Source organism: Streptomyces sp. NPDC058632 (genome assembly GCF_042717095.1).
Lineage (GTDB): Bacteria > Actinomycetota > Actinomycetes > Streptomycetales > Streptomycetaceae > Streptomyces.
The window spans coordinates 25394-48839 of record NZ_JBHXQZ010000011.1 but is presented as its reverse complement, the minus strand read 5'-3'; the positions used below and the strand labels follow the sequence as shown (position 1 = coordinate 48839).

Genomic DNA, 23446 nt, shown 5'->3' with positions numbered 1-23446 from the left:
GGCTACGGCACGTGCTGCCGGGCGGGAGGTCTCGCGGGCCCGTGCCCGCCCTCCACGGCGGGACCCGCCGCCGGTCCTGTCGCTCCTGCTCCCGCCGCTCCCGGCAGCGCGCGGAACACCCAGGTGCGGTAGGACCAGAACCGGAACAGGGTGGCGATCCCGATGCCCAGGAACTTGAAGATGTTGCTCTGCAGCGGGCTGTCCCAGCCGAACTCGTAGGTCGCCGCGTACAGCAGGCCGTTCTCGATCACCAGGCCGACCGCGCTGAACAGCAGGAACAGCGACATCTCCTTGGTACGCCCGGACTTGTCGCGGTCCCGGTAGGTGAAGTAGCGGAAGCCCAGGTAGTTGAAGATGATCGCGACGACGGTCGCGATGACGCTCGCCCGCACCACCTGGAGATCGGTCACCTGCCGGACCAGGTTGAACACGAGGAGATTGACCAGCAGCCCCGCCCCGCCGACCGCGCCGAACTTCACGGCTTCACGGACGAGCCGGTCGAGGCGCTGCCGCATGGAGCCGCGCGGGGCCGGGGTGCCCGTCGAAGGCCCCGAGGAACCGCGTTCCATGGTCGTGCCGGCCCCCGTCCGTGGAGTGACGTCGTAGGAGCGCCGAGGTGGCGTCAACGCGACCATGCTAACCATCCGTCCGCGAGATCTTCCTGCGGATGGACGTCGGGTCGTGGGATCGTCCGGGAACGGTCCAAGACCGGCCGGGAACGGCCGCGGAACCGGCCACCACGGTCCGACCGATACCCTGGGGGCGTGACATTCCCGGTAGTCGGCATGGTCGGCGGGGGTCAGCTCGCTCGTATGACACACGAGGCGGGCATCCCGCTCGGCATCAGGTTCAAGCTTCTCAGTGACACTCCGCAGGATTCCGCGGCGCAGGTCGTCGGCGACGTCGTCGTCGGTGACTACCGCGACCTGGAGACGCTGCGCGCGTTCGCCCGCGGCTGCGACGTGATCACCTTCGACCACGAGCATGTGCCCACCGAGCACCTCCGGGCCCTGGAGGCGGACGGCATCCCCGTCCGCCCCGGCCCCGAGGCGCTGGTGCACGCCCAGGACAAGGGGGTGATGCGCGCCCGGCTCGACGCGATCGGTGTGCCCTGTCCGAGGCACCGCATCGTCACGGACCCCCAGGACGTGGCTGTCTTCGCGGCCGAGGGCGAGGGCTTCCCGGTGGTCCTCAAGACCGTGCGCGGCGGCTACGACGGCAAGGGCGTGTGGGTCGTCGGCTCGGCCGATGAGGCCGCCGAGCCGTTCCGGGCCGGGGTCCCGGTGCTGGCCGAGGAGAAGGTCGACTTCGTGCGCGAGCTGGCCGCCAACGTGGTCCGCTCCCCGCACGGCCAGGCCGTCGCCTACCCGGTCGTCGAGTCGCAGCAGGTGAACGGCGTCTGCGACACGGTCGTCGCGCCCGCGCCCGACCTCGACGAGACCCTGGCGCTCAAGGCCGAGGAGATGGCGCTCAGCATCGCCAAGGAGCTGGACGTCGTCGGCCATCTCGCCGTGGAGCTGTTCCAGACCCGCGACGGCCGCATCCTCGTCAACGAGCTCGCGATGCGCCCGCACAACTCCGGCCACTGGTCCATGGACGGCGCGATCACCTCGCAGTTCGCCAACCACGTCCGCGCCGTCCTCGACCTCCCGCTCGGCGACCCCCGCCCCCGCGCGAAGTGGACGGTGATGGTCAACGTCCTGGGCGGCGACTACCCCGACATGTACTCCGCGTACCTGCACTGCATGGCCCGCGACCCCCAGCTGAAGATCCACATGTACGGCAAGGACGTGAAGCCCGGCCGCAAGGTCGGCCACGTCAACACCTACGGCGACGACCTGGACGACGTGCTGGAGCGCGCCCGTCACGCAGCCGGCTACCTGAGAGGCACGATCACCGCATGAGCCCCAGCCCCGTAGTCGGCATCGTCATGGGTTCGGACTCCGACTGGCCCGTCATGGAGGCCGCCGCCAAGGCCCTCGACGAGTTCGAGATCGACCACGAGGTCGACGTCGTCTCCGCGCACCGCATGCCCCGCGAGATGATCGCGTACGGCGAGCAGGCCGCGGACCGAGGGCTGAAGGTGGTCATCGCGGGTGCGGGCGGCGCCGCCCATCTGCCCGGCATGCTCGCCTCGGTCACCCCGCTGCCCGTCATCGGCGTACCCGTGCCGCTGAAGCACCTCGACGGCATGGACAGCCTGCTCTCCATCGTGCAGATGCCGGCCGGCGTCCCGGTCGCCACCGTCTCGGTGGCCGGCGCCCGCAACGCGGGACTGCTCGCGGTCCGCATGCTCGCCGCCCACGACAACGAACTCCTCGGCCGGATGCGGGAGTTCCAGCAGGAGCTGAACGACCAGGCCACGGAGAAGGGCAAACGCCTGCGCGCCAGGACCGAGGGCTCCGGCAACGGCTTCGGCTTCGGAAAGTGAGCCCCATGACGTCCACGTCCCTCGACGACGCCCGCGCGCTGCTTGCCGAGTTCCCCGTCGTCGACGGACACAACGACCTGCCCTGGGCGCTGCGCGAACAGGTCCGCTACGACCTCGGCGCCCGGGACATCACCGGTGACCAGTCCGCCCACCTGCACACCGACATCCCGCGGCTGCGCGCGGGCGGCGTCGGCGCGCAGTTCTGGTCGGTGTACGTCCGCGCGGACCTGCCCGACGCGGTGCCGGCCACCCTCGAACAGATCGACTGCGTACGGCAGCTGCTGGCCCGCCACCCCGAGGACCTGGCGCCCGCGCTGACCGCCGCCGACATGGAGGCGGCGCGCGGACAGGGCCGTATCGCCTCCCTGATGGGGGCGGAGGGCGGCCACTCCATCGCCAACTCCCTCGGCACCCTGCGCGGGTTGTACGACCTCGGCGTGCGCTACCTGACCCTCACCCACAACTACAACGTGGCCTGGGCGGACTCCGCGACGGACGAGCCCGGCGTGGGCGGGCTGTCGGCGTTCGGCCGCGAGGTGGTCCGGGAGATGAACCGGCTCGGCATGCTGGTCGACCTCTCGCACGTCGCCGCCACGACCATGCGGGACGCGCTGGACACCACGTCCGCGCCGGTGATCTTCTCCCACTCCTCCGCCCGCGCGGTCTGCGACCACCCGCGCAACATCCCGGACGACGTACTGGAACGGCTGCCCGCCAACGGCGGCGTCGCCATGGTGACGTTCGTACCGAAGTTCGTGCTCCAGGAAGCCGTCGACTGGACGGCCGCGGCCGACGAGAACATGCGTGCCCACGGCCTCCACCACCTGGACACCACCGCGGAAGGGATGAAGGTGCACGCCGCCTTCGAGGAGGCCCACCCGCGCCCGGTGGCCACCGTGTCCACGGTGGCCGACCACCTGGACCACATGCGCGAGGTCGCCGGCGTCGACCACCTCGGCATCGGCGGCGACTACGACGGCACCGCCTTCACCCCCGACGGCCTGCGCGACGTCTCCGGCTACCCCAACCTGATCGCCGAACTGCACGACCGCGGCTGGTCCCGGGCCGACCTCGCCAAGCTGACCTGGCAGAACGCGGTACGGGTGCTGGGTGCCGCCGAGGACACCGCCCGCGGGCTCCGGGCGACCCGTGGCCCGTCGAACGCGACCCTGGAGTCCCTCGACGGCGACGGCAGCAGCAACGACGGCAACGGCTGAGACGGGCCGGCGCTACGGCCGCTCGATCCGGCAGAGGCAGAACGGACGCCCTGCCGGATCGGCATGCACCCGGCAGCCCCTCCTCCCCGGTGCCGCCCGCCTCGAAGCCGAGGTGGAACTGCTGCGGGTCGTGGCCGGCCCGCGGCCGGTCGGGCGGGCCGTACCCGGGCGCCCGCTGGAAGGACAGGCGCGGCCCGGCTCGCGCGGCTCGGGGCAGTCGACGACGCCGGAGCGCAGACGGGCCACGGCGGCCATGGGTCCTCCCGGTGTCAGCAGGCTTCCGGTGTCAGCAGGCGCACAGACAGAAGGGGTGCCCCGCCGGGTCCGCGTAAACCCGGAAGGTCCGCGAGCGGTCCTCCGTGTCCAGCGGCTTCGCGCCGAGCGCCAGCACCTCCTTCTCGGCGGCGTCCAGGTCCTCGACGGTCAGGTCCAGGTGGAACTGCTGCGAGTGGTCCGGCGCGGGCCACCGCGGCGGTACGTGCCCGGGGGCCGCCTGGAACGCGAGCGTCGGCCCGCCGGGTACCTGGAGGTCCACCCAGTCGCCCTGGTCCTCGACCGTGCCGCCCACCAGTCCGGCGTAGAAACCGGCCAGCGCGCGCGGATCGACGCAGTCCAGGACGACGGCGCCCACCTTGGCAACGGACATGACTTCCTCCTCGAGTTCTTGAACTCCCGGATCGCTTCGGTTACCCGCAGAAGCGGGTAACCGGTAACCGTTACTCCATGCTGCCGCAGTGGAGGTAACGTCGCAAGGGGAAACGCACGGACACGTGAGAGGTACCGTCCGGACATGAGTGAGAGATCGGCCGCGCCCGGTGGGCTGCTCCTGGTTCAGGACCTGGTCAACACGCTCGACCTCGAGACGGGCGCCGACACGCTGGACACGACGGACGGCCGCGCCCGCTTCGGGCTCCCGGAGGACGACGCGGCCGGTGTGGAGTCGGCACGCACCCTGCGCGAGGCGCTGCGCGTGGCCCTGCTCGCCCACGCCGGCCATCCGCCGCACCGCGAGACCGTCCCGCTCGGCACGCTGCTCGCGCGGGCTCCGCTGGTGGTCACCGTCGACCCGGCGGACGGCTCCGCCGCCCTCGCACCCGTCGACGAGGGGCCCCTGCTCTCCCGGGTCGCGGCGGCCGTGGCGGAGGCGGTCGCGGCGGGTACGTGGATCAGGCTGAAGGCCTGCGAGGCCGCCGGCTGTCACTGGGCGTACTACGACCGCAGTCCCGCGGGACGCGGCCGCTGGTGCTCCATGCAGGTGTGCGGCGCCCGCGCCAAGATGCGCCGCTACCGCTCGAAGCAGCCGCAGCCGCAGCCGCAGCCGCAGCCGGTGGAGACGCCGAAGGGCGGTCAGGTGCCCGCACCCGCACCTGCACCGGCACCGAAGGAGTCGTAGGCGTCACAGCGGCCCCGCCCGGCCCGCCCGGTGGTGCAGAATGCAGGCAGACGCCGGTTCGGCCGACTGAGCCTCGGCCGAACCGGCGTCACCCGTCCCGTCAGGCGGTGGGGCGTCCCATCGCCCGGTAGCGCCATCCGGCCCGGCGCCACGCCTCGGCGTCGAGCGCGTTGCGCCCGTCCAGGACCAGCCGCTGGGCCGCGACCTCGCCCAGTGCCGCCGGGTCCAGCTCGCGGAACTCCCGCCACTCCGTCAGATGCAGCACCACGTCCGCGCCCCGTACCGCGTCGAGCGCCGAGTCCGCGTACCCGAGGGTGGGGAAGAGGCGCCGGGCGTTGTCCATGCCCTTCGGGTCGTACACGGTGACCTGGCCGCCCTGGAGGTGTATCTGGCCCGCGACGTTCAGCGCCGGGGAGTCCCGTACGTCGTCCGAGTCCGGCTTGAAGGTGGCGCCGAGGACCGCGACCCGCTTGCCCAGGAACGCCCCGTCGCCCAGCGCCTGCCGGGCCAGCTCCACCATGCGGCCGCGCTGGCGCATGTTGATCGAGTCGATCTCCCGCAGGAAGGTCAGCGCCTGGTCCGCGCCCAGCTCGCCGGCGCGCGCCATGAACGCCCGGATGTCCTTCGGCAGGCACCCGCCGCCGAAGCCGATCCCGGCGCGCAGGAACTTCGGGCCGATCCGGTCGTCGTAGCCGATGGCCTCCGCCAGCTTGGCCACGTCGGCGCCGGTGGCCTCGCACAGCTCGGCCATGGCGTTGATGAAGGAGATCTTGGTGGCGAGGAAGGAGTTCGCGGAGGTCTTCACCAGCTCCGCGGTCGGGAAGTCGGTCACCACGAACGGGGTGCCCTCGGCGACCGGCGTGGCGTACACCTCCCGCAGCAGCTTCTCGGCCCGCTCGCTCCTGACGCCCACCACGACCCGGTCCGGGTGCAGCGTGTCCTGGACGGCGAAGCCCTCGCGCAGGAACTCCGGGTTCCAGGCCAGCTCGGCGTCCTCACCGGCCGGTGCGTGCCCGGCCAGGTAGGCGGCCAGCCGGTCGGCCGAGCCCACGGGCACCGTCGACTTGCCGACGACCAGCGCGGGGCCGGTGAGGTGCGGAGCCAGCGAGGCGATCGCGGAGTCGACGTACGACATGTCGCAGGCGTACTCGCCGTGCCGCTGCGGCGTGTTCACGCAGACGAAGTGGATGTCGCCGAACGCGCCGACCTCGGCCCAGTCCATGGTGAACCGCAGCCGGCCGGTGGACCCCTCGATCCCGGCCACATGCCGGCGCAGCAGCTCCTCGAGCCCCGGCTCGTACATCGGGACCTCGCCCCGCCGGAGCATGTCGATCTTCTCCGGTACGACATCGAGGCCCAGCACCTCGAACCCGAGCTCCGCCATGGCCGCCGCGTGGGTCGCACCGAGATAACCGGTTCCGATCACGGTGATCTTGAGGGCCATGCGTGCTCCAGGGGTCTGCGGAAGCCAGTGCGGGCTGAGCATATCCGGGGCCGCCGGGCGCGCCGCACGGGGCGATCCGGCTTGTCACCGCTCATTGCGGCTCCGCAACCGTCACGCTGTCACCAAACTCACGTGCTGCCGCAGGGGCAGGAGTTCTAAAATGGGAGTTACTTAACAGTAGTTAGCATCATCGGGGCGTCACCCTTCGCCGTACCACGTCGCACCTCGTCGTCTTTGGAGTGAGAGACCTTGGCCGGATCGGCTGATTTCGACCTGTACCGCCCGTCCGAGGAGCACGACATGCTCCGCGACGCCGTCCGCTCGCTGGCCGAGGCGAAGATCGCGCCGCACGCCGCAGCGGTGGACGAGGAGGCACGCTTCCCGCGGGAGGCGCTCGCCGCGCTCCTCGCGAACGACCTGCACGCCGTCCACGTGCCCGAGGAGTACGGCGGCGCGGGCGCCGACGCGCTCGCCACCGTCATCGTGATCGAGGAGGTGGCCCGCGTCTGCGCGTCCTCCTCCCTGATCCCCGCCGTGAACAAGCTCGGCTCCCTGCCGGTGATCCTCTCCGGCTCCGAGGCGCTGAAGAAGAAGTACATGACCCCGCTCGCCAAGGGCGAGGGCATGTTCTCGTACTGCCTCTCCGAGCCGGACGCCGGCTCCGACGCGGCCGGCATGAAGACCAGGGCGGTCCGCGACGGCGACACCTACGTCCTCAACGGCGTGAAGCGCTGGATCACCAACGCCGGCGAGTCGGAGTTCTACACGGTCATGGCGGTGACCGACCCCGCCAAGCGCTCCAAGGGCATCTCCGCCTTCGTCGTCGAGAAGTCCGACGAGGGCGTCTCCTTCGGCGCCCCCGAGAAGAAGCTCGGCATCAAGGGCTCCCCGACCCGCGAGGTCTACCTGGACGACGTCCGCATTCCGGCGGACCGCATGATCGGCGAGGAGGGCACCGGCTTCGCCACCGCGATGCAGACCCTCGACCACACCCGCATCACCATCGCCGCCCAGGCCCTCGGCATCGCCCAGGGCGCCCTCGACTACGCCAAGGGCTACGTCAGGGAGCGCAAGCAGTTCGGCAAGCCCATCGCCGACTTCCAGGGCATCCAGTTCATGCTGGCCGACATGGCCATGAAGATCGAGGCCGCCCGCCAGCTCACCTACGCCGCCGCCGCCAAGTCCGAGCGCGTCGCCGCCGGAGGTGGAGAGGGGGACCTCACCTTCCAGGGCGCCGCCGCCAAGTGCTTCGCCTCCGACGTCGCCATGGAGGTCACCACGGACGCCGTCCAGCTCCTCGGCGGCTACGGCTACACCCGCGACTACCCGGTCGAGCGCATGATGCGCGACGCGAAGATCACCCAGATCTACGAAGGCACCAACCAGGTCCAGCGGATCGTCATGGCCAGGAACCTGCCGTAACGCCGGCGCACGGACACGCGAAGGGCGCCCGAGTACGCGTACTCGGGCGCCCTTCCTTCGTCATGCCGGGGCGTCCGCGTCCGCGTGGACCGCGGGGCGGCGGGAGGCGATGACCTTCTTCGCGAGGGAGCGCGGGCTGGTCAGGAAGCCCCAGCCCCAGGACATGTGCATGGTGGCCAGCGCCACCGGGATCTGCAGGCGCGCCTTCGGCGGCAGCCCCCTGCCCGCCGGTACCGAGCCGAGCGCGATCGCCGCGAGGTAGCCGCCGGGCACGACGAAGCCCCACGGGGTGAGCAGACCGCCGACCAGGATCCCGGCCGCGATCGCGCACACCGCGGCCGGCGGGGCCAGGTAGCGCAGGTTGATGGAACCGGAGTGGTAGCGGGCGACGACGTGCCGCCAACGGCCGTAGTCCTTGTACTGCTTGGCCAGCGCCCGCATGCTCGGCCGGGGCCGGTACGACACCTTCAGCTCCGGCGAGAACCAGATCAGCCCGCCGGCCTCGCGGATGCGGAAGTTCAGCTCCCAGTCCTGGGCGCGGACGAACTCCACGTTGTAACCGCCCTGTCGCTCCAGCGCCTCGCGCCGGAACACCCCGAGGTAGACGGTCTCGGCCTCGCCCGCGGCGCCGCCGGTGTGGAAGGCCGCGTTGCCGACACCTATCCGGGACGTCATCGCGGCCGCGACCGCGTGCTCCCAGTCGTTCTCGCCCTCGGCGTGCATGACGCCGCCGACGTTCTGCGCTCCGGTCTCCTCCAGGAGCCGTACCGCGGTGGCGATGTAGCCCGGCGAGAGGATCCCGTGCCCGTCGACGCGGACCACGACCGGATGGCGCGAGGCCCCGATCGCCGCGTTGAGGGCGGCCGGGGTGCGGCCGGTGGGGTTGGGCACGGTGTGCACCCGCGGGTCCTCGGCCACGAGCTCGGCGGCGATCTCGTCCGTGCGGTCCGTGGAGGGACCGAGGGCGATCACGACCTCCATCTCGCCGGCGTACTCCTGGGCGAGGATCGCGTGGACGGCGCCGCGCAGGTGCCGCTCCTCGTTGAGCACGGGCATGATCACGGAAACGGCGGGGAGCCGCACGTCGGGATTGGCGTTCATAGGGGCCTCACGTTACCGCGAACGGGGGACAGTACTGCGCGTGCCGGGTGCGGCTGCGCCGGGCCGCAGATCGTATCGGCCTACGGTGCTCAGGATTTCGCGTACGGCCCCGTATGTTCCGTATGTCCCGTGCGTCCCTCTGTCTCGTGCGCCCTCCGTCCCGCCCTCCGCCTCTCCCGCATCCCCTCGTACGGCCCTCGCCCGGAGGTGTCCCTCTTGTCCGCGTCGCCACGGTCCCCCCGGCCCCGCACCATGCCGCAGCGCCGACCGCAGCCGCCACGGGAAGGCGGCCCGCGACCACCGGGGCGCCGGAGGCCGCGCTGGGGCACGCGGGCGGTGACCACGCTGTCGGTCCTGGTGCTCGCCTCCGCCGGGATCGGACACGCGGTGCTCAGCAGCCTCGACGCGGGAATCGACCGGGTCGACCCGTTCCGGGACATGAAGAACCGCCCCGAGGCGGGTCACGGCATGAACATCCTGCTCGTCGGCACGGACGGACGCGAGGAACTCGGAGCTCAGGAGCGGCGGAAGTACCGGCTCGGCGGGGCGCCCTGCAACTGCACCGACACGATCATGATCGTGCACATCTCGGAGGACCGGGAGCGTGCCAGCGTCGTCAGCCTGCCGCGCGACTCGTACGCCATGACGCCCGCGCACACCGACCGGGTGAGCGGCGAGAAGCACGAGGGGCACCCCGCCAAGCTCAACGCGGCGTACGCGGAGGGCGGGCCGCAGCTGACCGTGCGCACGGTGGAGAAGATGACCCGGGTGAAGATCGACCACTACCTGGAGCTCGACTTCACCAGCTTCATGAAGACCGTGGACGCGGTCGGCGGCGTCGAACTGTGTACCGGCGAGCCCTTGAAGGACGGTCACACCGGCCTCGACCTGCCCGCCGGCCGGCACACCCTCAAGGGCGGCGAGGCCCTGCAGTACGTGCGCGCCCGGCACGTCGACGGCGCGGCCGACCTCAGCCGGATGAAGCGCCAGCAGCACTTCATGGCGGCCCTGGTGGACCGGGCGACGTCCTCCGGGATCCTGCTGAACCCGATGAGGTTCCGGGACGTGACCCGCGCGGTGCTCGGCTCGGTCCGCGCCGACAAGGGCTTCGGCACCGGCGAACTGCTGGACCTGGGGCGGGCGATGCGGAGCTTCTCGCCCGCCTCGTCGGAGTTCACCACCGTGCCGCTCAGCAGGGCGGGACACACGGTCAAGGGCATCGGGGCGACGGTGAAGTGGGACCCCGAGAAGTCCGAGGACATCTTTCAGGCGCTGCGCGAGGACGAGCCGCTCTCCGCGCAGTCGTCGCCCGACGCGGCGCGGCGCGTCCCGGTGGATCCCCGGCAGATCCGCGTCCAGGTCGAGAACGGCACGGAGACGAAGGGCCTGGGCCGCCGTGTGGACGCGGCCCTCGCGGCCACCGGTTTCAACACCACCCGTGTTCCGGTCAACGCGGCGGTCCGCTCCGTGGAGCGGACCGTCGTCGCCTACGACCCGCGCTGGGACCGCTCCGCGAAGTCCCTCGCCGCCGCCCTGCCGGGCAGCGGGCTGCGGGCGGTGAACGGCCAGGGCGCCACTCTGAAGGTGATCGCCGGCAGCGACTTCGAGAAGGTCCGCAAGGTCCGGGCGGAGAACCCCGGGAAGGACGAGTTCGGGGTGGTGCGGGGCGACGAGGTGGGCTGCTCGTAGCCCCGCCACGCGGGGGCGGGCGGAGTCAGTCCTCGATCCCGTCCGCCGCCCGCTTCTCGCGCAGCTCCACGATCGCCCGGCGGCGGGCCAGGCGGTGGGTGCGGCGGATCTGGGCCTCCTGGTTGCGGCGCCGGTCCCGCTCGCTCTCCGGTATCACCTGAGGCACGCGGCGCGGTGTGCCGTCGGCGTCGACGGCCGCGAAGACGAGATACGCCGAGCCGACCTGGGTGGCCGGGGCGGACTCGTTCCACCGCTCGGCCAGGACTCGCACGCCGACCTCCATGGACGTCCGGCCGGTCCAGTTGACCTGTGCCTTCACATGGACCAGGTCGCCGACCCGGACCGGTTCGAGGAAGGCCATCTCGTCCATGGAGGCGGTGACGGCGGGCCCTCCGGAGTGCCGTCCGGCGACCGCGCCCGCCGCGTCGTCGACGAGTTTCATGATCACGCCGCCGTGCACCGTACCCAGGAGGTTGGTGTCGCTGTGGGTCATGATGTGGCTGAGGGTCGTCCGCGACGCCGAGACGGGCTTGCCCGGTATGTCGGGGATGCCGGGACTCTCCGTGAGTGGGGCTGGGGCCTGATCTGTCATGGCCTCCACCTTATGCCGAGGCCGCATCCGGGGTATTTGTGTCAGCTTCGCAACAGCGCTGCTCCTATTTTCCGAGGACTGGTACGACGCACAGCCCGGACCTGCACACTGTTGCGCATGAATGATTGGCCCGAGGCCTGGTCCGACGACAATCGCGGTCCCCGCTACGGACAGGGGAGCGCGAGCGCACAGCCCGAGAGCGCCCGGGTCATGCGCCAGGTCCGCCGCGGCCCGGCGGCCCCGCCCGGCCAGGGGGCGCACGGCACCGTGCCGCAGCAGCCGTCGTACGTGGACGGCCGTGGGCACGGCGGCGACTACGACAACGGCTACAACACGGGCCAGGTCTACGGCTCCCCCGGCGGGGGTGGCTACGGCGGCCCCGGCGGTCCGGGCGACGACGGCCGCTACGCGCAGCGCCCCGCGCCCGACTGGCGCCGCCGGATCAAGGTGACGGCGATCACGGTCGCGGCCGTGCTGGTCGTGACGACCGTGGGCACCTACTTCTGGGCGGACTCGAAGCTCAACCGCGAGGTCGACCTGTCGATCGTGCTGGACCGGCCGGAGGCGGGCGAGGGCACGAACTACCTGATCGTCGGCTCCGACAGCCGGGCCGGACTGACCGACGAGCAGAAGAAGAACCTGCGCACCGGGTCCGCCGAGGGCAAGCGCACGGACTCCATGATGATCCTGCACACCGGCAGCAACGGACCCACCCTGGTCTCGCTGCCCCGCGACTCGAACGTGGAGATACCCACCTTCAAGGGCTCCGAGTCCGGCAAGACGTACCAGGGCACGGGCCGGCAGATGAAGCTGAACTCCGCCTACGCGGAGGACGGGCCCGAACTCCTGGTCCGCACCGTCGAGTTCAACACCGGCCTGCGCATCGACCACTACGTGGAGATCGGTTTCGCCGGCTTCGCGAACATCGTGGACGCGGTCGGCGGCGTGGAGATGGACATCCCGCAGGACATCAAGGACACCAAGTCCGGCGCCGACCTCAAGAAGGGCAAGCAGACGCTGAACGGCGAGGAGGCCCTCGCCTTCGTCCGCACCCGGTACGCGCTGGCCGGTTCCGACCTGGACCGTACGAAGAACCAGCAGAAGTTCCTCTCCGCCCTCGCGAACCAGGTGGCGACGCCGGGCACGGTCCTGAACCCGTTCAAGCTGTACCCGACCATGGGCGCGGGCCTGGACTCGCTGATCGTCGACGAGGACATGGGCCTGTTCGGCCTGGCCGACATGTTCTGGTCGATGAAGGGCGTCAGCGGTGGCGACGGCACCTCCCTGAACATGCCTCTCGCGGGCTCCTCCGGCGGCAACCTGCTCTGGGACAAGGCGAAGGTCAAGCAGCTGGTGGACGAGCTGAAGAACGACGAGAAGGTCACCGTCAAGGGCGACTGAGCCCCACGGCGCCGGCGGCGGACGGACGGGGCGGACAGGACGGCCGAACGGCCGGGGGCACCCCACGGGGCGCCCCCGGCCGTGTCCGGCGTCCGGCCTCTTCCGGCGTCGGTGTCGGTGTCCGGTGTCCGGTGTCACATCGTGGCGCCCGCCATGGCACGGCAGGACTCGGAGCAGCGGCGACAGGACTCCGCGCAGCGCGTCATCTGCGCGTCGTCCGGCAGGGACATGCACGCCTCGGCGCACAGGTCGCAGGCCGTGGCGCACATCGCGCACATCTCGGCGGCCAGCGGCGAGCGGCGCATCATCATGTCGGCGCACATGCGGGTCATGTCGGCGCAGTCCATGAGGGCTCCCATGACCTGCGCGGGGGCCTGTCCGCCCATCCGCAGACAGGAGCTCATGGTCTCCTCGCACGTGCTGTGGCAGTCCATGCACGCCTCGACGCAGTCCTGCATCTCCTTGCTCATGGGGGACGCGGCGGCAGACTGGGTCATGATTCCTCCCAGGGGAACGGCGGGGGCCGCGGACCGACCCCCGCCCTTCAGTCCTACGCCCCTTGCCCCATGACCACCACAGGACGCACGATGCGCCCGGTCCGGGGGCGCGCGGTGATCCCCGGCCCCTGTCAGGACCAGGTGTAGTTCGGGTCGACCTTCATGCAGGCGGAGTCGTCCGCCCCGTTGAGGGCCTCGGCCGACTCGGGGGTCGTGTCGTCCTGTTCGGGTGCCTCGTACACCGTTCCCTCGCGCCAGTCGGCGCCGACGACGACCGTGACACCGGAGACGTCGGTGGACCGGCGTACCGAACTCTCCGGAACGCCCAGCGACTCGGCGACGCGCAGGGCGTTGCTCTTCAGGTCGGCGCTCGGGTAGCGCACCAGCGTCAGCTGCTCGCTCAGGGAGCCGGCGGTGTCGGCGGACGCGCCGGTGAACCCTTTCTCCTGCAGGAGTCCGGCCACGGTGCTCGCGCGGCCGGACGCCGAGGCGAGGGTGTCGGTGCGGGTGCCGTTGACGATCCGGACCGCGATCTCGGCATCGGGGGCGGCCGGTTCGGCGGACGCGGCCGCCTCCTCCTCGGCCGCTTCCGCGGCGGCCTCCTCGGCCCGCGTCGGCTCCTCGTCCTTGCCGTCCAGGGCGATGTCGTCGCGGACCAGCCGGAACAGCTGGTCCGCGTCCTCGGTCGGCTCCACACGGGCACCCACGTACCGGTTGGGCATCGTGGTCATGGTGATGCGCTCCGGCTTCACCTTGCGCAGCTCGTTGCTGAGGTCGTACAGCTTCTTGACGGTGTCGAGGCCGGGGTCGACGGTGAGCGCCCGGGTGGCCTCCTCGGCCAGCCTGCGCAGCTTGTTGGGGCTGCTCAGGGTGGCGTTCTCGCGCAGCTCACGGGCCAGCGAGTTCATGTACATGTGCTGCGCCTTGGCGCGGGCGAGGTCGCTGCCGTCCTCGAAGCCGTAGCGCGTACGCAGCCACTGGAGGGCCTGCTCGCCCTTGACCGGGTGGGTGCCCTCGGCCAGCTTCAGTCCGGAGCCGTGGCCCCGGCTGTCGCGCGAGAGGATGTTGGCGTCCACGCACACGGGGACGCCGCCGACGGCGTCCGCCATGGAGACCACCCCGGCGAAGTCGACCATGACGAAGTGGTCGATGTGAATGCCGGTGAGCTCCTGCCAGGTGGCCACGGTGCAGCCCGGACCGCCGTGTCCGAGGCTCTGGTTGGTCATCGTCCGCCCGTTGCTCGCCTCGTACACCGTCCCGTCCTCGGGGTCGGTGCACTTCGGGATCCGGACGAGGGTGTCGCGGGGCATGCTGATCACGGACATGTTGGTCCGGTCGGCGGACAGGTGCAGCAGCATCTGCACATCGGCCAGCGGGGTGGAGCCGAACGTCTCGCGGGCGCCGCCGAGTTCCTGGTTCTCCTTGCTGTCCCGGGCGTCGGAGCCGATCAGCAGGATGTTCAGCGGGGTCTGCCCGGCGGCGTTCGGTGTGGGCTCGGCGACCTTGCCGTCGCCCAGGTTCAGGGGATTCTGCTTGATGTTGCCGTTCAGGTGCCGGTAATAGACGTAGCCGGCCCCGGCCGAGCCGAGGAGGAGCAGTGCGAGGACCGCCGCGCCCCACTTGAGCATCCGGCGCCGCGGGCGACGGCCGCCGCCTTCGCCGGAGGCGGGCGCGTCGGCGCCGGACGCGGGTATGCCGCCGTCGTCACCGTCCGGCGTGGGCGTCTCGCCGCTGTCACCGCCTGCCGCGTTCTCGCCGTCGGCCGGGACGACGGAGGGGCCGTCGTCCCGGCCCGGATCACGCCGGTCGTCGCGGAGCGTTTTCCGCGCGGCGCGCTGCGTCACTTCCGTCGCCCTCCCCACCCCTGGTACTCCTCGCATCGTGGAACTGGCCTGTCCTGCGTCCTGTTAGACGCACGACAGGCCAGTCAGTTGCCCCAGGAATGCAATTCCACGTCAACAACTTCTGGCGAGCAGTGCTCGGGTCCCGCACGAGCCTCCGGGCGCGGCTCGGCCGAGCGTCAGGTCGCGCATTCGACCTTGTCGGCAGTGGACTTCTCCACGTCCACAGCCCTCGCCGCGGAACCGTCGAGCGGTGATCCGGCGCCCGTGAAGTCCTCGCCGAGGGTCAGTGTCATCGCGGGCAGCCCCTGGGAGTTGGTGACGCCCGCGCCGGGCTTCAGCGCCGAACCGGACAGGCCGAGGATGTCGGCGAGGCGGCGGGCCTGGCCGGCCTGGTCGGGCGCGTACTCGAGGGTGGTCTTCTTCAGCGTCTCGCCGGCGTTGCCGGCGTTCTCCGACTTGCTGACGCCCTCCTCCACCTGGAGCCGGCGGAGCATCTCCTGGGCGCTGCCGGCCGGGGCGCCGCCGTTGAGGACCTGCACCCGGACGTCGGAGGCCGGTGCCTTGGTGCCCTGCAGGCGGGCGGCGACGGCGGCCTTCTCCTTCCTCTCCCGCTTCTTCTCGACCTCGGTCAGCGACACGTCGCCGGCGATCGCGTCGAACAGCTGCGGCGCCCTGGCCTCGTCCACGACGACGGTCGCCTTCACCGTCTCCGCGGGGTTGTCACGCACCGGCACCGTGGTGAACGAGATGTTCTTCGGCGGGACCCTCTTCAGCTCCAGGGCGACGTCCTTGAGCGTGCTCACGTTGCCGATGCCGGTGTCCACGGTCAGTGCCTCGGTGGCGGCCTCGGCCAGTTTCACCAGCTTGGTGGGGCTGGTGAGGGTGTCGCTGGAGGACATCTTGCGCATCAGCGAGGCCAGGAAGTGCTGCTGCACCCTGATCCGGTCGAGGTCGCCCTCGTTGCCGAAACTGTGCCGGGTCCGGACGAAGGCGAGGGCCTGTTCGCCCGCCACCTTCGACTCGCCCGCGGGCAGCTTCAGCTTCGACTGCTTGTCGTCCACCGCGTGTTCCACACACACGTCGACGCCGCCGACCGCGGAGGTGAGCGTCTTGACCGCGTTGAAGTCGGCCATCATGAAGTGGTCGGGCTTGATGCCGGTGGCTTCCTCCACCGTGCGCATCGCGCAGCCCGGGTCCCGGCCGCCCTCACCGAGGCTCCGGTTGAAGCGGGCGCCCTGCAGCCCCGGGATCACCTTCTCCGTCCCGTCCTCCAGCTTCGTCGGGCAGTCGGGGATGTCGACTATGAGGTCGCGCGGGATGCTGAGCGCGGTGGCGTTCGTACGGTCCTTGGAGACGTGCAGCAGAATCGTGGTGTCGGCATGGCCCACGCTGCCCGCGTCCCCGTAGCCGTCGTTGCCCGCTCCGGTGCGCTTGTCGGTGCCGAGGACGAGGATGTCGAAGGCCTCGTCCCTGCTGAAGTCGCCCGAGCCCGCGTCGCCGATGTCGGTCGTGTTGACGTTGCTCTCGAGATGCTTCAGATAGACGTAGCCGGCCGTGCCGGTGGCGAGTACCACGAACGCCATCGTCCCGCCGGTCCACAGCAGGGTCCTCCTCGCCCTCGGCCTCCGTTGTCCCGGCCGGCCTCCGCGCCGTCCGGGCGGCGGCTCGGGCGTGCCGCGCCGCCGCGGCGGCGGGACCTCGTGGCCGGGTGCCCGCGGGGGGCCGCCGGGCAGGGCACCGTAGGGGTGGCCCGTGCCGGCGGGGCCGGCCGGGTGGTTCGTGGTGTGCGGGAAGGTTCTGCGGGGTCCGGGGACGGGGGACCGCGGTGCGGAAGGACCCAGTCGCAGTTCGTATTCACCGGTGGCCGGATTGAGTACCCATTGGTCTGCGGGGTCGACTTTGTCCGCCCGCCCACGGCTCTGCGCGTCCACGCTCGTCCGATCCTCCGTCGGGGCCACACGGCACCCTCCCCCCTCCGGAGGGTGTCCGCGCGTACTGGTCACCACCGTGCGCGCGACGCCAGGACGGTCCTCGCGGCCGGGGCACTGGAGCGTTCACATTAGCCGCCGACCTGAGCGGGACGGGGCCTCAGTGACGAATTCCTCGTCCGCGAAAAGGGGTAAACCGCCCCATTGGGTGGGGAAATGAGGGCGTGGGCGACCTCCCCGCAGGGCTCGCACCGTGCACGGTCCCGTCACGCACCCCGCAGAACACGTGACGGGCCCACCCGCCGGGTCGAACCGGTGCATCCGCGGAGACTTCGCCCGCGCACCGCAAGGCGCGTTCGGCGCCGCCTCACTCCGCGCACTCGACCTTGTCGGCCGTGGACTTCTCGATGTCCTCCGGCGCCTTGGCGGGAGTGGTGAGGGAGACGCCCGCACCCTTGAAGTCCTCGCCGAGGACCAGCGTCATCGCGGGGGCCCCCTGGGAGTTGGTGACGCTCTCGCCGGGCTTCATCCCCGAGCCGGACAGGCCGAGGAGGTCGGCGAGGCGGCGGGCCTGGTCGGCCTGGTCGGGCGCGTACTCGAGGGTGGTCTTCTTCAGCGTCTCGCCGGCGTTGCCGGCGTTCTCCGACTTGCCGACACCCTCCTCCACCTGGAGCCAGGTGAGCACCTCCTGGGCGCTGCCGGCCGGGGCGCCGCCGTTGAGGACCTGGACCCGCACCTCGGAGGCCGGTGCCTTGGTGCCCTTGAGCCGGGCGGCGACCGCGGCCTTCTCCTTCTTCTCCTGCTGCTCGACCTCGGTGAACGACACGTCGTTCTTGATCAGGTCGAAGATCTCCGGTGCTTTGGACTCGTCCACGACGACGGTCGCCTTCACCGTCTCGGCGGGGTTGTCGACCACCGGCAGCGTGGTGAACGTCAGGTTCTTGGTGTTGAGCTTGCCCAGCTCCAGACCGAGGTCCTTCAGCTTGTTGATGCTGTCCAGCTGGGAGTCGACGGTGAGCGCCTTGGTGCCCGCCTCCGCCAGGTCGACCATCTTCGTCGGACTGGTGAGCGTGTCACTGGACTTCAGCTGCCTCATCAGCGCGCCGAGGAACTGCTGCTGCACCTTGATGCGGTCGAGATCGCCCTGGTTGCCCCAGGCGTGCCGGGTGCGGACGAACGCCAGGGCTTGTTCACCCTCGATGGTGTGCGTGCCGGCGGGCAGATTGAGCTTGGAATCCTTGTCGTTGACGGCTTCGGCGAGACAGACCTCGACCCCGCCGACCGCCGTGGTGAGCGTCTTGACCGCGTTGAAGTCGGCCACCATGAAGTTGTCCGGCGTGATCCCGGTCAGCTCGGTGACGGTCCGCATGGTGCAGCTCGGCGTACGGTCGCTCTGGCCGAGGCTGGTGTTGAAGCGGGCCCTGGAGCCCGGGATGACCTTCTCCGTCCCGTCCTCCATCTGCGTCGGGCAGTCGGGGATGTCCACTATGAGGTCGCGCGGGATGCTGAGCACGGTCGCGTTCGTGCGGTCCTTGGAGACGTGCAGCAGAAGCGTGGTGTCGGCGTGTCCGACGCTGCCCGCGTCGCCGTAGCTCTCGTTGCCCTCGCCGGTGCGTTTGTCCGTGCCGATCAGCAGGATGTTGATGGCCTTGTCCTTCTGGAAGCCACCGGTGCTCGCGCCGTCGTCGGAGACGGCGTTGATGTTGTCGTTGAGGTGCTCCAGATACAGGTAGCCGCCCATGGCGGTGGCGAGCACCACGAACGCCGTCGTCCCGCCGGTCCACAGCAGGGCCTTCTTGGCCTTCGACTTCTTCTTCACCGGCCGGCGCCCGCGCCTGCCCGGCGGCGGCTCCTCCGGCGCACCGCGGCGCCTGCGTGGCGGCCCCTCGCGCTCGGGAGCATCGCGCTCGGACGCATCGCGCTCGGACGCTCTGCGGCCGGCGGGCCGTTCCGCCGCGCGCCCGGGAGCATCGCTGCGGCCGTGCGGCGCACCCGCGCCGGAGTCCTTGCCCGCCCCCGCGCCGCCGCCCGGACCGGAGGAACGCCGTCTGCGAGGAGAGGGGACCGGCGGCTGCGGTGCGGAATGGTTCAGTCGCAGCTCGTAATCACCGGTGTCCGGGTTGAGTACCCACTGGTCTGCGGGGTCGATGTCGTTGCCCCGCCCACGGCCTTGCGCGTCCACGGTCGTTTGAATCCTCCGTCGGTGCCACGCGGCGCCTTTCCCCTCCCAGGCGCTCGGTCGGTCCTCAGTGCGCGCCTGAAGAGTGAATCTCAGGAACGCGTGCACCGGGAGCGCACACACTAACGCCACGGAACGACCTCCGGCGACGCCGGTGGCGCATTCCACATCCTCACAACTGGGCAATTCGCGCATATCCCTTGACATGACTTCGCAGTCTGGGAGTCGCCTGAGAGCCGGCTTTACGCGCAGGTGTCCTCGGCGGCCGTGTTCCCGGAGAACGTCGGTGCGGGAGAAGCCGCTTCGGCCGCTTCCTCCGGCTGTCCCCCGGATTCGTTGCGCGTGACCTTTCCATCACCCTCCGTGTTTTCGCCGTCCGGATTTCCGGACGGCGCGCCGGACTCGGATTCCGTGCCGGTGCCGTGCGCCGCGCCCTGCGTGACCGCGACCGACGCGTCCCTGCGCAACCGCTCGAACAGTTCCTCCGCCTCGGGCTGTGAAAGCTGGTCCCGGTTGACGTCGTTCGTGTACGGCTCCCGGGGGACGGTGAGGAATTGCACACGTTCCGCGGGGATGTCACGGAGTCCGCGGACGAGTTCGTACAAACCCCGCAGGCTCGCCAGTCCCGGGTCGGTCGTCAGCGCCGAAGTGGCCGCGTCCAGAACGGGATACAGCTTGGCCGGATTCAGCAGAACGCCATTGCCGCTCGCCTTGTTGACGAGCGCCCCGAGGAATCGCTGCTGACGCTCCATACGGTGCGTATCGCTTCCGTCACCGAGAGACTTGCGGGCGCGGACATAGCCGAGGGCCTGTTCCCCGTTCAGCGTCACCCGGCCCGCGGGCAGCCTCAGTTTGGCCGCTTTGTCGTCGATGGGTTCACGCAGGCACACCTCGACGCCGTCGACCGCCTCGACCATCTCCTTGAAGCCCTGGAAGTCCACGACGATGTGATGGTCCACGCGAATGCCGGTGAGTTTCTCCACGGTGCGGATCGCGCAGGCGGAACCGCCCCACTCGAAGGCCTGGTTGAACATCGCGAACACGGGCTCGGTGCGGCTGCCGTCCCGGCGCAGGCAGCCCGGCACGTCCACCATCAGGTCCCGGGGCAGGGACACCGCGGTGGCGCTGCCCCGGCCCGCCGGCAGGTGCAGCAGGATCGCGGTGTCGGACCGCTCCGTCCCCGGGTTCCGGCCGTAGCGGGCGTTCTCGTCCCCGGAGCGCGAGTCCGAGCCGATCAGCAGGATGTTCCGGGCGTCCCTGACCAGTGCCGTCGGCCGTTCCTTCTCGAACCGCGCCAGCTCGGCCGCGGCCGCCTCGTCCGGCGTGATGTTCCCGTTGAGCTTCACGTACACCGCCCACCCGGCCCCGGCGGCCACGAGGAGCAGGGCCGCGACACCGAGCCCGGCGCCCAGCATCCACCGCCGCCGTCCGTGCCGCGGGAGCCCCGCTCCGCTCGCCGAGGCTCCCGCCCCCGGCCCGAGGGCACCCCCGCCCGCCGGGTCCGCGGGGGACGCGCCTGCGGTGTCGCTCATGACCGGTCCACCCCCTCGCGGCGTACGGGACGGCTTGCGGCGGCATACGGAACCGCGGGACGGCGTACGGACATACGGGTGAGGTACGGACGTACGGGCGTCGGGGAGCGGTGTGCCGCTGACACGACGATGACCCGGATGCGCGGCGGGGGCGGGTGCTGCGCATCCGAACGGGGGACGGGGCACGGCGTACGGGGGACGGCCCGGCGGAGCCGGTTTGAGCGGCCGGCCCGGGCCGGGGGTGCGGCCGGGGCGGGGTGGCTGTCAGCGGGCGATGACGGTGACCCGCTCGCTCTCGACCCGCTTGTCCAGGGCGTCGTTCCCGAGCCGGTCCAGATTCCGGCACAGCACCACCGAACCGCCGGTCGCCAGCGGTCCGTACAGGCCCGCGTGGAGACCCTCCCACGTGTCGTACGGCAGCCCCGACAGGATGCGCGAGGCCGGTCCGGTCAGCCCGAGGTCCGTCGCCTGCGCGCGGGCCCGCTGCACCACCTCGGCCCCGGTGAACCCCCGGCCCGCCACGATCAGCGCCGGCGCCTCGGGGTCGACCGGCACGTACGGCGCGAACCGGTCGCCCTGTCCCGGGACCTCCACGGCGTAGTCGGCGAAGCCCTCCGGGGGCTGCGGGAACCGTCCGCCGAGCGGCCTGAGGGCCAGCGCGACCCGTGCGCCCGAGCAGGTCCGCGCGGTCTCCAGCGCGTCCGGCCCGCTCACCACGACATCGGCCGCCGCCGGGTCGCCGGACACGTCCGCGACCACGCCCACCGACGCGCACGCCAGCAGCCACACGGCGGTCTGCCAGTGCGCGGGCAGCAGCAGCGCCACACGGTCACCGGGCTCGGCGGCCAGTTCGTCCTGCAGCAGGTTCGCGGTCTTGGCCACCCAATTGGCGAAGGTGGCCACGGACAATTCGACACGTTCGCCCGTGGCGTCGTCGTAGAAGGTCACCAGGGGGCGTCCCGGGTCCGCGACGAGCGCGGAACCCAGCAGGTCGGCGGGGGTGCGGTCGGTGGCGTTCACCCGCGCAAGCGTACGCGGACACGGCCGCGCGCACCGGGTGCCCGGGGCACCGGTTCGGCGGAACGGGTCCCGACAGCCCGTCAATTCCCCGATGGACAGATTTGTATGACTATGTTCAAGATCAGGGGCATGCGTAGAACTCTTGCTTCCTCCATCGGTGTCACCTGTGCGGCCGCACTCGCCCTGCCCCTCGCCCCGTCCGCCGCCGCGGCGGACGCGGGCCCGGGCCGGACGGACACGGCGGCCACCCGCGCAGCGGTGACGACCGGGTCCAGTACCCCCGGCAGCACCCAGTCGCTGCCCCTGCGGCCCCTCGAGCCCGACCGTGCCTCCGGCGCCGCCGCGTTCGGCCTCGCCCCGCGGTCCGTACGGCACTTCTCCCTCGTCGGCGTCATCTGGGACGACCCCGCCGCCGAACTCCACGGCCGGGTCCAGGTCCGCGCCCGCGCGGCGGACACCGGCGCCTGGTCCGGCTGGCAGGACGTCGAGACCCACAACGCCGACCACGGGGCCGATCCCGGGACCGCGGAACGCACCTCGGGCCGGGTCCGCGGTGCCACCGCACCGCTGTGGGTGGGCGAGTCGGACGGCGTGGAGATCCGGGTCCGGGCGGAGACCGGACCGGACGCGGAGCCGGAGCCGGAGGCCGGCTCCGGCTCCACCGGCTCCACCGCCGGGGAAGGCGCCGAGAAGTCCGCCTCGCTGCTGCCGTCCGGGATGCGCCTCGAACTCGTCGACCCGGGGGACGGCGCCCCGCCCGAGGACGGCACTGCCGAGAGCTCCGCCGAGAGCCCCGGCGAGAACACCGACCAGAACCCCGACCAGAACCCCGCAGACGGCTCCGCGGGCCCCGCGGCGGAGGCTCCCCGGACCGGTGTGATGAGCGCGGGGGCCGCTGCCGCATCCGCCGCCAACGCCCCGCTCGTGCCCCTGGGCGCCACCGGGATCCCGGCGCTGACCCGGGCCGAGACCGAGGAGGAGTACCACGCCCTGCGCGGCACCGAGGCGGCCGGACAGCAGGCGAATCCGCACATCGGCCCGCGCCCCGGCATCGTCACGCGCAGCGGGTGGGGTGCGGACGAGAGCCTGCGGGAGCAGGCGTTCGTCTACACCGACAAGGTGGGCGCGGCCTTCGTGCACCACAGCGCCTCCGGCAACAACTACACGTGCGCGCAGGCCCCTTCCGTCATCCGCGGTATCTACCGCTACCACACGGAGAGCATGGGCTGGCGGGACGTCGGCTACAACTTCCTCGTCGACAAGTGCGGGAAGATCTACGAGGGCCGGGCCGGGGGAGTGGCCAACCCGGTCCTGGGCGCCCACACTCTGGGGTTCAACAGCAGCACCATGGGCGTGGCGGTTCTCGGCACCTTCGACACCACGGACCCGCCGGCCGCCGCGGTGACGGGCGTCGCCCAGCTCGCCGCGTGGAAGCTCGGACTGCACGGCATGGATCCGGGCGCGAAGACATACCTGACGTCCGATGGTGGCAATCTCTACGCAAAAGGCACGAAGGTACGGATGAACGTGATCTCCGGCCACCGGGACGGGTTCAACACCGTGTGCCCAGGGGGGAAGCTCTACGACAAGCTCGGCACCGCCCGCTCCGCGGCGGCCGGTTACCAGGGCCGCTGAGAACGGCGGGCCGCCGGGCCCGCGTTCCCTCCTGCCGGAGACACCGCCGTCGAAACCGCTGTGCGACGGTCTGCATACACTGGCCGGCCGAAAGACAGTTCGGCCGGTCCCGGCAGGAAGC

Annotated in this window: 18 protein-coding genes and 1 pseudogene; 8 read left to right on the top strand and 11 right to left on the bottom strand. The window is 71.4% G+C overall.

Annotated elements, in window-relative coordinates; genetic code table 11:
• Positions 1-2: 2 nt before the first annotated feature.
• Positions 3-569 carry a GtrA family protein gene (locus tag ACFWVE_RS06860; protein ID WP_384009048.1) on the bottom strand — a complete coding sequence of 189 codons (567 nt, stop codon included), beginning with the start codon at positions 567-569 and terminating at the stop codon, positions 3-5.
• 195 nt (positions 570-764) lie between these two features.
• Here ACFWVE_RS06860 and ACFWVE_RS06855 point away from each other — a divergent pair, with 195 nt between their 5' ends.
• From ACFWVE_RS06855 to ACFWVE_RS06845, 3 genes are read left to right on the top strand one after another with little or no spacing between them, the layout of a single operon-like run.
• Positions 765-1904, top strand: coding sequence for a 5-(carboxyamino)imidazole ribonucleotide synthase (locus ACFWVE_RS06855; protein ID WP_384008968.1), 1140 nt, complete (start codon positions 765-767; stop codon positions 1902-1904).
• On the top strand, positions 1901-2431 hold the full coding sequence (gene purE / locus ACFWVE_RS06850; RefSeq protein WP_384008966.1) for a 5-(carboxyamino)imidazole ribonucleotide mutase: 531 nt from the start codon (positions 1901-1903) through the stop codon (positions 2429-2431). The genes ACFWVE_RS06855 and purE overlap by 4 nt, the downstream gene beginning before the upstream one ends.
• Before the next feature lie 5 nt (positions 2432-2436).
• Positions 2437-3648 carry a dipeptidase gene (locus ACFWVE_RS06845; protein ID WP_384008964.1) on the top strand — a complete coding sequence of 404 codons (1212 nt, stop codon included), beginning with the start codon at positions 2437-2439 and terminating at the stop codon, positions 3646-3648.
• A 286-nt stretch (positions 3649-3934) separates the two neighbouring features.
• On the opposite strand, the gene ACFWVE_RS06840 is transcribed toward ACFWVE_RS06845, so the two are convergent.
• Positions 3935-4294 (bottom strand): VOC family protein, encoded by a 360-nt coding sequence (locus ACFWVE_RS06840; protein WP_384008962.1) that lies wholly within the window; start codon positions 4292-4294, stop codon positions 3935-3937.
• Between the two features lie 144 nt (positions 4295-4438).
• On the opposite strand from ACFWVE_RS06840, the pseudogene ACFWVE_RS06835 reads away from it, so the two are divergent.
• Positions 4439-4948, top strand: a pseudogene (locus ACFWVE_RS06835) (CGNR zinc finger domain-containing protein); the annotation flags it as partial.
• 193 nt (positions 4949-5141) lie between these two features.
• On the opposite strand, the gene ACFWVE_RS06830 reads toward ACFWVE_RS06835, so the two are convergent.
• A complete protein-coding gene (locus ACFWVE_RS06830; protein WP_384008960.1) occupies positions 5142-6485 on the bottom strand; it encodes a UDP-glucose dehydrogenase family protein in 1344 nt (447 codons plus the stop codon).
• 249 nt (positions 6486-6734) lie between these two features.
• Here ACFWVE_RS06830 and ACFWVE_RS06825 point away from each other — a divergent pair, with 249 nt between their 5' ends.
• Positions 6735-7907: an acyl-CoA dehydrogenase gene (locus ACFWVE_RS06825; RefSeq protein ID WP_384008958.1), complete on the top strand. Its 1173-nt coding sequence runs from the start codon at positions 6735-6737 to the stop codon at positions 7905-7907.
• Between the two features lie 60 nt (positions 7908-7967).
• On the opposite strand, the gene ACFWVE_RS06820 is transcribed toward ACFWVE_RS06825, so the two are convergent.
• A complete protein-coding gene (locus tag ACFWVE_RS06820; RefSeq protein WP_384008956.1) occupies positions 7968-9008 on the bottom strand; it encodes a glycosyltransferase family 2 protein in 1041 nt (346 codons plus the stop codon).
• A gap of 252 nt (positions 9009-9260) precedes the next feature.
• On the opposite strand from ACFWVE_RS06820, the gene ACFWVE_RS06815 reads away from it, so the two are divergent.
• The gene (locus ACFWVE_RS06815) at positions 9261-10697 is read left to right on the top strand and encodes an LCP family protein (RefSeq protein WP_384008954.1); all 1437 of its coding nucleotides are present in this window, start codon (positions 9261-9263) and stop codon (positions 10695-10697) included.
• 25 nt (positions 10698-10722) lie between these two features.
• Here ACFWVE_RS06815 and ACFWVE_RS06810 read toward each other — a convergent pair whose 3' ends face one another.
• A complete protein-coding gene (locus ACFWVE_RS06810; protein ID WP_384008952.1) occupies positions 10723-11316 on the bottom strand; it encodes an acyl-CoA thioesterase in 594 nt (197 codons plus the stop codon).
• Positions 11317-11406: 90 nt separating this feature from the next.
• Here ACFWVE_RS06810 and ACFWVE_RS06805 point away from each other — a divergent pair, with 90 nt between their 5' ends.
• Positions 11407-12690 carry an LCP family protein gene (locus tag ACFWVE_RS06805; RefSeq protein ID WP_384008950.1) on the top strand — a complete coding sequence of 428 codons (1284 nt, stop codon included), beginning with the start codon at positions 11407-11409 and terminating at the stop codon, positions 12688-12690.
• 134 nt (positions 12691-12824) lie between these two features.
• Here ACFWVE_RS06805 and ACFWVE_RS06800 read toward each other — a convergent pair whose 3' ends face one another.
• The 6 genes from ACFWVE_RS06800 to ACFWVE_RS06775 all read right to left on the bottom strand — a co-directional run bounded on the left by ACFWVE_RS06800 (position 12825) and on the right by ACFWVE_RS06775 (position 21690).
• Positions 12825-13187 carry a four-helix bundle copper-binding protein gene (locus ACFWVE_RS06800; RefSeq protein WP_384008948.1) on the bottom strand — a complete coding sequence of 121 codons (363 nt, stop codon included), beginning with the start codon at positions 13185-13187 and terminating at the stop codon, positions 12825-12827.
• Positions 13188-13318: 131 nt separating this feature from the next.
• Entirely contained in the window at positions 13319-15031 is a 1713-nt protein-coding gene (locus ACFWVE_RS06795) for an LCP family protein (protein WP_384008946.1), read from the bottom strand.
• 176 nt (positions 15032-15207) lie between these two features.
• Positions 15208-16962: an LCP family protein gene (locus ACFWVE_RS06790; RefSeq protein ID WP_384008944.1), complete on the bottom strand. Its 1755-nt coding sequence runs from the start codon at positions 16960-16962 to the stop codon at positions 15208-15210.
• Positions 16963-17326: 364 nt separating this feature from the next.
• A complete protein-coding gene (locus tag ACFWVE_RS06785) occupies positions 17327-19141 on the bottom strand; it encodes an LCP family protein (protein WP_384008942.1) in 1815 nt (604 codons plus the stop codon).
• A gap of 239 nt (positions 19142-19380) precedes the next feature.
• Positions 19381-20670, bottom strand: a complete 1290-nt coding sequence (locus tag ACFWVE_RS06780; RefSeq protein ID WP_384008941.1) for an LCP family protein — start codon at positions 20668-20670, stop codon at positions 19381-19383.
• Between the two features lie 264 nt (positions 20671-20934).
• Positions 20935-21690, bottom strand: coding sequence for a TIGR03089 family protein (locus tag ACFWVE_RS06775; RefSeq protein ID WP_384008939.1), 756 nt, complete (start codon positions 21688-21690; stop codon positions 20935-20937).
• A gap of 129 nt (positions 21691-21819) precedes the next feature.
• On the opposite strand from ACFWVE_RS06775, the gene ACFWVE_RS06770 reads away from it, so the two are divergent.
• Positions 21820-23325 carry a peptidoglycan recognition protein gene (locus ACFWVE_RS06770; RefSeq protein ID WP_384008937.1) on the top strand — a complete coding sequence of 502 codons (1506 nt, stop codon included), beginning with the start codon at positions 21820-21822 and terminating at the stop codon, positions 23323-23325.
• Positions 23326-23446 lie beyond the last annotated feature (121 nt).

What these genes read in the sequence shown, in the direction of transcription:
- ACFWVE_RS06860 (WP_384009048.1), bottom strand. Translation starts at nt 569, where the DNA reads ATGGAACGCGGTTCCTCGGGGCCTTCGACGGGCACCCCGGCCCCGCGC.
- purE (WP_384008966.1), top strand. Translation starts at nt 1,901, where the DNA reads ATGAGCCCCAGCCCCGTAGTCGGCATCGTCATGGGTTCGGACTCCGAC.
- ACFWVE_RS06845 (WP_384008964.1), top strand. Translation starts at nt 2,437, where the DNA reads ATGACGTCCACGTCCCTCGACGACGCCCGCGCGCTGCTTGCCGAGTTC.
- ACFWVE_RS06840 (WP_384008962.1), bottom strand. Translation starts at nt 4,294, where the DNA reads ATGTCCGTTGCCAAGGTGGGCGCCGTCGTCCTGGACTGCGTCGATCCG.
- ACFWVE_RS06830 (WP_384008960.1), bottom strand. Translation starts at nt 6,485, where the DNA reads ATGGCCCTCAAGATCACCGTGATCGGAACCGGTTATCTCGGTGCGACC.
- ACFWVE_RS06820 (WP_384008956.1), bottom strand. Translation starts at nt 9,008, where the DNA reads ATGAACGCCAATCCCGACGTGCGGCTCCCCGCCGTTTCCGTGATCATG.
- ACFWVE_RS06815 (WP_384008954.1), top strand. Translation starts at nt 9,261, where the DNA reads ATGCCGCAGCGCCGACCGCAGCCGCCACGGGAAGGCGGCCCGCGACCA.
- ACFWVE_RS06810 (WP_384008952.1), bottom strand. Translation starts at nt 11,316, where the DNA reads ATGCGGCCTCGGCATAAGGTGGAGGCCATGACAGATCAGGCCCCAGCC.
- ACFWVE_RS06805 (WP_384008950.1), top strand. Translation starts at nt 11,407, where the DNA reads ATGAATGATTGGCCCGAGGCCTGGTCCGACGACAATCGCGGTCCCCGC.
- ACFWVE_RS06800 (WP_384008948.1), bottom strand. Translation starts at nt 13,187, where the DNA reads ATGACCCAGTCTGCCGCCGCGTCCCCCATGAGCAAGGAGATGCAGGAC.
- ACFWVE_RS06780 (WP_384008941.1), bottom strand. Translation starts at nt 20,670, where the DNA reads ATGAGCGACACCGCAGGCGCGTCCCCCGCGGACCCGGCGGGCGGGGGT.
- ACFWVE_RS06770 (WP_384008937.1), top strand. Translation starts at nt 21,820, where the DNA reads ATGCGTAGAACTCTTGCTTCCTCCATCGGTGTCACCTGTGCGGCCGCA.